Source organism: Leptolyngbya sp. FACHB-541 (genome assembly GCF_014695875.1).
GTDB lineage: Bacteria > Cyanobacteriota > Cyanobacteriia > Elainellales > Elainellaceae > JAAUTN01.
This window is the reverse complement of sequence record NZ_JACJPC010000018.1, coordinates 87,717-97,117: the sequence shown is the minus strand read 5'-3', so window position 1 is coordinate 97,117 and position 9,401 is coordinate 87,717. Positions and strand designations below refer to the sequence as shown.

General features: G+C 50.3%; 6 protein-coding genes. 4 read left to right on the top strand and 2 right to left on the bottom strand.

All coding sequences use genetic code 11. From position 1 onward, the window contains the following. The coding region (locus tag H6G00_RS02685; protein ID WP_347278137.1) for a transposase at positions 1–248 on the bottom strand (248 nt) is incomplete at its 3' end. Positions 249–409: 161 nt separating this feature from the next. Between H6G00_RS02685 and H6G00_RS02680 the strand changes: the two genes are divergently transcribed. Continuing rightward, the gene (locus tag H6G00_RS02680; RefSeq protein WP_190795519.1) at positions 410–1,420 is read left to right on the top strand and encodes a type I restriction enzyme HsdR N-terminal domain-containing protein; all 1,011 of its coding nucleotides are present in this window, start codon (positions 410–412) and stop codon (positions 1,418–1,420) included. A gap of 200 nt (positions 1,421–1,620) precedes the next feature. Here the strand turns inward: H6G00_RS02680 and H6G00_RS02675 are convergent, their stop codons facing one another. Continuing rightward, positions 1,621–2,301: an actin-binding WH2 domain-containing protein gene (locus H6G00_RS02675; protein WP_190795518.1), complete on the bottom strand. Its 681-nt coding sequence runs from the start codon at positions 2,299–2,301 to the stop codon at positions 1,621–1,623. Between the two features lie 464 nt (positions 2,302–2,765). Between H6G00_RS02675 and H6G00_RS02670 the strand changes: the two genes are divergently transcribed. From H6G00_RS02670 to H6G00_RS02660, 3 genes are read left to right on the top strand one after another with little or no spacing between them, the layout of a single operon-like run. After that, a complete protein-coding gene (locus H6G00_RS02670; RefSeq protein WP_190642448.1) occupies positions 2,766–3,632 on the top strand; it encodes a hypothetical protein in 867 nt (288 codons plus the stop codon). A 33-nt stretch (positions 3,633–3,665) separates the two neighbouring features. Next, positions 3,666–4,655: a DUF1822 family protein gene (locus H6G00_RS02665; protein WP_190795517.1), complete on the top strand. Its 990-nt coding sequence runs from the start codon at positions 3,666–3,668 to the stop codon at positions 4,653–4,655. Positions 4,656–4,705: 50 nt separating this feature from the next. Then, positions 4,706–9,385, top strand: coding sequence for a CHAT domain-containing protein (locus H6G00_RS02660; RefSeq protein WP_190795516.1), 4,680 nt, complete (start codon positions 4,706–4,708; stop codon positions 9,383–9,385). Positions 9,386–9,401 lie beyond the last annotated feature (16 nt).

Below are 9,401 nucleotides of genomic sequence, written 5' to 3'. Positions count from 1 at the left end.
TGCAACTGTTGTAGAATCTGCTGCCATAGTCCTCGCTTGCGCCAAGCGTAGAAGCGACCGGAGACCGTTTCCCAAGCACCATAACGATCAGGCAAGTCGCGCCAAGGAGCACCCGTGCGGAGAATCCATAAAATGCCATTGATTGTCTTGCGGTGGTCATTAGCGGGTCGTCCACCTTTTGGACTCGGTTTTGGCAACATCGGCTGCAATTGTTGCCATTGTTGATTGGTTAGGTCTTTGCGTGAAATTGGATTGCGTGTAACCAAGATTGGTTTGTTGTCTTTGAAATACTCCTACTCCCATTTTAGCTGGGTTTTAAAACACGCCCTAGGAATTTTGAATAGAATCGTCAAAACTTAACAGTTAGGCTTTGATTTGGTTATCTTCGTTTTGTTTCTAGTAAAAATAGATGAAATTTGAAGATTATGATTTTTCTTTATTGAATGAGAGCGATATTCGAGAGGAAATCATCGCTCCTTTGCTGCGGTATCTTGGTTACAGATCAGGTACATCAGCTAATATCATTCGTGAGCAATCTCTTCGATATCCAAGAGTTTTTTTAGGACGGAAAGATACAAAGAAAGATCCTGAACTTCGAGGTCGTGCAGATTACATTTGCGAAGTTGATAGTAGTGTCCGCTGGATTATCGAAGCCAAGCCACCTGTGGACATTACTCTCAATGATATTGAGCAGTCATACACATATGCTAATCATCCAGGGGTTAGAGCAGTTTACTTTTGTCTCATTAATGGGTTGCAAGTAAAAATCTATCAAACAAATCAGGGACCAGATGCTCTTCCTCTCTTAGAGGTGAACTACGAAAAGTTGGACGAGAACTTTTCTAGAATTCAAAATGTCATTGGACCAGATGCTATTAGAAGAGACCATCCTCGTATTGAGCCTGATATTGGAGAGCCTATAGGGAAAGGGCTACGTTCCATAGTGCGAGTTACAAGCGGAAGTGTTGTTTTTACGAGCAGTAATGTAAGTTTGCCAATCCTAGAGGAGTTAACTCTTACAATTTCCGGTGGTTCAGTAGAGCGAAATGAAAATCAGCATCTCATTGCATATCTCCAGTCACAGATGCCTTTCCGCTCCATGAATGAATTAAATACCAAGCTTGGTTTGGATCGTTTTGAACTAGTTAGCACAGAAATGAATCTTTCGAGCAATTCATTAAAGCCTACTCTTTTTACTGAGGTCACTAATACTGTTTTACCAGCAGGTGATACAGTCTTTGATCCTTACAATTGGAAACCCTTGAGACTACTCCGAAATATTTCATATCGAACCGAGACACAGGCTGAAGGTATCTTAACTGAACGAAGGTTTCATGGTGCTTTTCGATTAAAATACCAACTTTTAGATTTCAACCAAACAATTGATGCACAAGGAAAATTTGAGCTTCATCTTGCGTAAATGGTAACAGGATAACAAGTCCAATGCACGCCGACCGCGAAGGCTATCTGTTGAGTGTATGAGGTTGCCTACGGCGGGTGATTGAAAACGTTAGATCACTAGCTGACCGACCTAAGAGTTGAAGCTGATCTACGATTAGCAAAATTGAAGATTGTCGAAGTGTTGCTCACTACGGGCATAAACGGTTAGTGTGACATCCCCTAACTAAGCCCCAGCACCTCGACAAACACTTTGAGGACATGGAAATAAAAGTTACTTTCCTGTTCTCGAAATAGTGAGAAGGGTTGATCGGGTGCGCCGAAAAAGGGACGAAGTGACCAGCCAAGCTGACTGCCGACGAAGCCATAGAGAATTAGCCAACCTCGCATAATAGAAGGCTGATGAGAACTGGCTCCAGCGTCACAACTGGCGATCGCCATCATTCCTTTGTAGAAGAAGTTGATGCCCAGGAACCCGGTGAAGGCAAAGATGAGAACATTCACCAGTTTGAAAAACACATAGTCATTGATCGAAAGGTGAAAGAATAGCGCAATCGGGGCAAAGGCACAGAGCATTACACTAATTACCGAAGTTGAGGCTAACAGGAGTGCCAGATATTGCCCAAAGGTGCGAGTTGAGCCAGAAATCACATCAAAGAAATAGAGCGTTGGCAGACAAATGAGTAATGTGATCAGATACAGAGCAGGCAGCTTGATTGCAGAGGCGATCGCCTGCTCCCAACTGCTCGACAAGCCGATGATGATACCATAAAACGCCAAAAACACAGTGCTGCAAACCAGCATGGAAAATACTTTCTGGTTGATTTTGATGCCTTTGTACACTTCGTCCAAGAAGGTTTGGCGATCGCGCAAAAAGTGCATCAGCAGGGCAAAGTAATTCATGGTTCTTCCGGGGTGAGCGATCGCGCATCAAGCGATCGAATTTAGATTCACTGCTCTTTCGGAAAACCCTCTATTTTTTTGGACGATTCAAGGAATTCTTCATGGAAGCTTTACAAGCGAACCTCGGTTAACAAGGGGCTGTTAACCTCTGAGGTTTTACTTGGAATGGGTATAAGATTGAGGCAATGAATCGTTTGTCAGGTATTCATCACTTCAACGTCTTCCCAAATTGCACATCTTCTGTAGGTTGGGTGAAGCAGCGCGGAACCCAACACAATCTTTGTTCGGTGGTCTTTGTTCCCTGAACTTAATCTATATCTGAGGCGTTGTTGGGTTCCGCATTCGCTTCACCCAACCTACGAATACTAGGAATACTCGCTTAAGGGTAGGTGATGCTTACCTTGTGTCTGGCGATCGCTAACCCTAGAAAGAATATTTGCTAACCTCTCAGACAGTCCCTTCTCATGCTTCAGAGTTGTACTCCTCCACCGCTAAACCTATCCATTCCATCAGCATCCATTACGTCGGCAGACCAGATGACGGTACACCCACTCAACGAGGAAGAAGCTTGTGAAGATCGGCTGCGGCAGCTCATTTTTGCTGTTCAGCAGCATCCTCGCAGTAGCTTGACCTGGCGACGAGCCATGAACCAACTGCTGCTAGAGATTCAGCAACTTCCCGGTTTAGCAAAATCTAATCATCCAGACTATCCCGAAGCACTCAACGACACGTTTTTGCGCTTGGCTAACGAGATTCACGAATTTGAGCCGCAACAGGCTTCCCTGCAAAAAAGTCTGATTGCCTGGATCAATGGCAAACTGCGGCTGAAGTATCGGATTAAAGATTTAGTTACTCCTCAGCGTCCTCCCCGTACAAAAACTCAAAACCCTAAAATCGAGTTTCAGCGGCAAGCTCAAAAGACTCCTATATCAATAGATAAGCCTTTAAGTGAGGATGCCAGCACCACGTTTGCCGATCAGCTAGTTGCTCCCGGTGCCTGTACGATTTTGGAATTAGAGGAAGAGGTTCGTCAGGCACAGGCAGCGCAACAGCGAAATCGGATTGGGCTGCAACTAGCTGAATATATTGAGACCGATCCAGAGGAAAAGCTGCGGCAGTGCCATCCCCAAGCCTATCCAGACTGCAACTGTCAGATGCTCAGCCAGCGGCTATTGCTCAAGCATCCACCCGACCGGATGGTGCAGCTTGCTCGTGAATTTGAGATCAACTACCACACGTTGAACTGGCACTGGAAAAATCGAGGTTTGCCGCTATTGCAAACTATCGCCCAAAATTTAGGCTATCAGCCCGATAAAGATATAGAGATTTAACCCAAAATTTTGTAGATGCACGAAGACAGTCCTATGAGTCCTTCTATTGCCCCCCCTCGGCTGACGATTCCCATCAGTGCCAAGGCTCATGATGTGGCGCGAAAGTTTGCGAGTGAACAGATTGATGCTCACAAGGGCAAACGAGTTTACTTAAATACATTGGCGGTTTGGGCGGTTCATCGTTATCTCAAGTGGCTATACATTGAGTCTGACCTGAAGCACAGCAATAGCTGGAATGCGGTACTAAGGGCGCTGTTTGACGTGGCAGATCTGGTGCTACCTGATTTAGGACGGTTGGAATGTCGCCCCGTGTTGCCCGGTGAAAAAACGATCGCCCTCCCCTTGCAATCCAGCCCCGATCGCATTGGCTATGTGCCAGTCCAGTTTGGCAAACAGCTCAACGAGGTGGAGCTTTTAGGTTTCGCTTCGGTTGCAGAGGTGACTGAGCAACAAGAGGTGCTGACGTTGGGAACGCTGCGATCGCTTGATACCCTACTCGAACACCTGAGTGAATTGGAAGCCGCAGCCAAAGCGCCTCAGTCGCTTCAGTCCCCCCAGGTCATTTCACCCGTGCATCTGAGCGACTGGTTAAAGCGAAATTTTGAAGCAGGTTGGCAAGCTGTTGAAGAACTGTTTGGGGAGCGATCGCCCAGTTTTGCCTTTCGTCGTGCTGCGATTCAGCGAGTGAAGCGGATTGAGTTAGAAAAACCGAAGGAGAAAACTACTGCAACAACAGAGATTCAGGAACCGCCTACAGCCCTGGCGCTAGTGGTGACGATTTCTCCGGAAACTGAAAATCAGTTTGGTATCCACCTACAGGTTTACTCCAGTGGGGAACCTGCTGAGTTGCCGCCCCATCTTCAATTAAAGGTATTGACTGCGGCTGGAGAAGTCTTCCGAGAAGTGACCGCTGGAGCCACTGATACCTTCCTTCAGTACGAATTCACTGCCCAATTAGCAGAAGAATTTCAAGTCGAACTGGCTTGGCAAGATATTCATGTCACAGAATCCTTTGTAGTTTGATCCACCCCTCTATGCATCTCCACAAGAAACAGGGGAGCAGGTAAGTAACGATGGCTAAGTTGGTGACGCTTGATCTAGATGGCGACCTGCATCAGGGCATAGCTGTCACATTAGAAATTCGCACCGATGGAATGGTGGAGGGACAGCCTCCAGCCAGCATTCAGTCACGGGTGAAGGGGAAACTGCCTGCGGCGACTCATTTGCTGGAGCAATATCACCAGTGGCAGTCACTTTACCGCAGCCTGAGTTTGCTGTTTCGGCTGGGCGATCGCCCAAACCCCATTACCTCCGGCTCCAGGACAAACATTCTGACAGACTGCCAAAAAGCAGCAGAACATTTATCCGACCAATTCAACACCTGGCTGTCAGCGGAATCATTTCGCCCCATCCGAGAGCAGCTTTTAGAAAAGCTATCAGTACACGAAGCGGTGCGGCTGATTCTCCAGGCAGAAGATACCCAACTGCGACGATTGCCCTGGCATCTGTGGGATTTGCTTCAGCGCTATCCAAAAGCCGAAGTTGCCCTAAGTGCGCCTGCCTATGAACGAGTAGAATCGACCAGCCCAACCCGAAGCCACGCCAGAATTTTGGCTGTGTTGGGCGATCGCACCGGCATTGACGTAGAGAGCGATCGCCAGCTTCTAGCCAACCTGCCCGACGGTGCTGAAACCGTTTTTCTGATTGAGCCAGAACGCCAGGAGCTACAAAAATATCTGTGGGATGCTCAGGGTTGGGACATCCTGTTCTTTGCTGGACATAGCACCAGCGACCCAGAAGGCGAAACCGGACAAATTGAGTTGAATCGGGGCGATCGCCTTTCCCCCGATGAGTTGACTTATGCACTACGGAAGGCGATCGCTCGTGGCTTAAAGCTGGCTATTTTCAACTCCTGTGACGGACTCGGGCTCGCCCGACGGTTAGAGCGGTTGCACCTGCCCCAAATGATCGTGATGCGCGAACCCGTTCCCGATCGCGTCGCCCAAGAATTCCTCAAACACTTCCTCACCAGCTTTTCTGGCGGACAGCCCCTCTACACTGCGGTGCGAGAAGCCAGAGAACAGCTTCAATCTCTCGAAACTCACTGCCCCTGCGCCACCTGGCTCCCTATCCTGCACCAGAACCCCACTGCCCCCCTCCTCACCTGGCACTCCCTCACTCCTTCCATTCCAACCCCCAATCCCCAACCCCCAACCCCCAACCCCCAGCCCCTAGCCCCCAGCCCCTACAAAGGACTCTCCGCCTTCCAGGAAACCGACGCGCCCCACTTCTTTGGACGAGAAGCCCTAGCCGAAAAACTCACCCAAGTCGTTCATCAGCGTCCCTTAGTTGCCATCATCGGGGCATCAGGCAGCGGCAAATCTTCCCTCGTTTTTGCCGGACTCATCCCACGACTGCGGCAGTTGGACTGGCTGGTCATCAGCTTTCGTCCTGGCAACCGTCCCTATTTTCGGCTGGCAGAACAGTTAGTCCCGTTGCTGGAACCGACGCTGAGCGAAACCGAGCAGCTAGTGGAGATCAACAAACTGGCGATCGCCCTTCAGCAAAATCACTTGACTTTAACGGATGTAAGCGATCGCATCCTGCAAAAATTTCCCCGATTCAAGCGATTACTCCTGGTCGCTGACCAATTTGAGGAACTCTACACGCTCTACGAAGAAGGGAATTCTGCTGAGGAAACCATCCGTCAACAGCAGCGCTTTTTAGACGAACTGCTAACAACCGTGGAGCGCAGCCAAAACTTTACTTTGGTGTTGACCCTGCGGGCTGACTTTTGTGAACATGCGCTGGACTACCGTCCCTTTGCCGAAGCACTGGGGCGATTTCCACCGGAATTGCTGAGTCCGATGACTCGACAAGACCTCCAAGCAGCAATTGAGAAACCTGCGATCGCCCAGGGAATCCACTTGGGAGAAGGGCTGACCGAGCGAATTTTGGATGCCGTAGATGCCTCTCCTGGTCAGTTGCCGCTATTAGAATTTGCTCTGACCTTACTGTGGGAAAAGCAGAGCGACGGCTACCTGACCCACGCTGCTTATGATGCGATCGGCGGAGTCGAGCAAGCCCTGGCTAGCTACGCCGAACAGATCTACAGCGCTCTAACCCCAGCTGCTCAGCGTCAGGCACAGCGAATTTTTATTCAGCTTGTCCATCCGGGTGAGGGCACTGCCGACACTCGACGGTTGGCGACCCGCCGTGAAATCGACGAAAATCATTGGCATCTGGTGAATTACCTGGCAGATACCCGCCTAATCGTCAGCCGACAAGACGAAGCCACAGGTGAAGAAATCGTTGAACTGGCTCACGAAGCCCTAATTCAAGAATGGCAGCGATTGCGCCAGTGGCTCGAAGAAGACCGCAGTTTTCGCACCTGGCAAGAGCGGCTTCGCAGCACTATTCGTCAATGGGAAACTAGTCAGCGCGATCAGGGCGCTTTGCTGCGCGGCGCAACCCTACTAGAGGCAGAACACTGGCTACACAACCGTCAGCCTGACTTGAGTGCGATCGAGCAACAGTTTATTCAGGTCAGCCTGGAGTTGCAAACTCAGGAACAGAACTTGCGCGATCGCCAGCGTCGTCGTCGCATCTGGGGGCTTTCTAGCGGTCTAGCTACAGCCCTATTTTTAGTCGGGATGACTACCTGGCAGTGGCACCGCGCCGAAGTCGTGCAGGCGAATGCTCAACTGAATACGCTAAGCACTTCCTCAATGGAATTGTTTAACTCCGGCAAAGAGTTAGAAGCACTGCTGGCATCCCTGAGAGCAGGTCGGCAGCTAAGCTGGTTTTTTAGCGAAAATCCTGAAACCCGCGCTAAAGTTGTCACTTCGCTTCAGCAAATCATCTACGGCATTCGAGAATATAACCGCCTAGACGGACACGATCGCACCGTCATCGACATCGCCTTCAGTTCCGATGGGCAACTGCTCGCTTCTGCTAGCGACGACAAAACCATCCGCCTGTGGCGGCGAGACGGTACCTGGCTCAAAACACTGGAAGGGCACAGCAGCAACGTTCGCAGCGTCAGCTTTAGCCCCGATGGGCAACTGCTCGCTTCTGCTAGTGACGATAAAACCATTCGCCTGTGGCAGCGAGACGGCACTGCTGTCGGCGTTTTGGAAGGGCATCAGGACAAGGTAAACGCAGTCAGCTTTAGCCCTGACGGTCAGCTTTTGGCTTCAGCCAGTGCAGACGGTACTGTCAAACTATGGCACCAGAATGCTGGCAGTGAACCAATCACATTGTCAGGACACACGGGTTGGGTTTTGTCTGTTAGCTTTAGCCCCGACGGTCAAACTCTGGCATCAGCAGGCGTAGATGGCATTCGGATCTGGAAGCTAGATGGTAGCCCGGTAGCATTCCTACCCATTCCCAACGATTTGGTCAGCCTTAGCTTTAACCCGGATGGGCAAATTCTCGCTGCTGCAAGCAAAGATGGCACCGTGCAGCTTTGGAGGCGGCAAAGGGAAACGTTTGAGCCAGTTTTTTCTACACCCCTGCAGGCTCACCTAAATCGAGTTTGGCGAGTCAGCTTTAACCCCGATGGTCAAACTTTTGCGACTGCCAGCGCCGACAACACCGTTAAACTCTGGCAGCTAGACGGAACGCCGATCAAAACACTGCAAGGGCATAGTGCCCCAGTTTATAGCGTTGGCTTCAGCCCGGATGGAGACATTCTCGCTTCCACCAGTGCCGATCAAACCATTCGGCTGTGGCATCCTGACAGTTTGCAGCCGCTTACTTTTCGGGGACATCAAGACCGAGCCAGCGATCTAGACTACAGCCTGGATGGACAGATGTTTGCCACAGCGGGGGCTGACAACGTAGCAAAACTCTGGCGGGCAGATGGTACCCAACTTGCTGTTCTGAAAGGACATCAGGAGCGAGTTCACAGCGTTAGCTTTAGCCCCGATGGTCGGGCGATCGCCACCGCCAGCGCCGACCGTACCGTCAAAATCTGGACGCTAGAAGGCAACCTGCTACAAACTCTAGATGGGCAGGCAATTCTGCGCGACGTGAACTTCAGCCCTGACGGTCAAATCCTCACAGCGGCAGCAGAAGATCACACGATCAAAGTGTGGCAGCGCAGCAGCAGTGGCGAATTTCTGGCAAATCCCGTTCAAAGCTTGAGTGGACACAGTGACCACGTTGTCGTCGTATCTTTTAGCCCTGATGGTCAAACCTTGGCTTCGAGCAGCGATGACGAAACGGCAAAGCTATGGCGACGATTAAGAAACGGTAGGTTTGCACCCGACCCGATTGCAACTTTGACCGGACATGCCAGTGCTGTTAAAGATGTCAGCTTTAGCCTGGATGGTCAAACCCTAGCAACGGGTAGCCTGGATGGAGACGTGCGGCTGTGGCGACCAAACGGCACTCCTCTGCTGGAGCTTAGAGGACACCAGTCAAATATTGGCAATGTTGCCTTTAGCCCCGATGGTCAAACTCTGGCTTCAAGCAGCATAGACGGCAAAGTGATGTTGTGGAGCCTCAACGGTTCGCTCTTATCTACGTTGAAACTTGGCGTGCAGGGAGAATCTACCATCGCAGGACTGAGCTTTAGCCCCGATGGGCAAACCCTTGCCGCTAGCACAGGTGAAGGCACCGTAGTATTGTGGAACCTGAACCTGGATGACCTACTAGCTCGCAGTTGCTCCTGGGTGTGGGATTATTTGCATACCAACCGCAGATTGAGTGAAAGCGATCGCCATCTCTGCGATATTCCCACTCGGTGAACCGTGAGCACAAATT

Bases quoted from the DNA above. Each gene is read 5' to 3' on its own strand.
- H6G00_RS02680 (WP_190795519.1), top strand. From the start codon at position 410: ATGAAATTTGAAGATTATGATTTTTCTTTATTGAATGAGAGCGATATT.
- H6G00_RS02675 (WP_190795518.1), bottom strand. From the start codon at position 2,301: ATGAATTACTTTGCCCTGCTGATGCACTTTTTGCGCGATCGCCAAACC.
- H6G00_RS02670 (WP_190642448.1), top strand. From the start codon at position 2,766: ATGCTTCAGAGTTGTACTCCTCCACCGCTAAACCTATCCATTCCATCA.
- H6G00_RS02665 (WP_190795517.1), top strand. From the start codon at position 3,666: ATGAGTCCTTCTATTGCCCCCCCTCGGCTGACGATTCCCATCAGTGCC.
- H6G00_RS02660 (WP_190795516.1), top strand. From the start codon at position 4,706: ATGGCTAAGTTGGTGACGCTTGATCTAGATGGCGACCTGCATCAGGGC.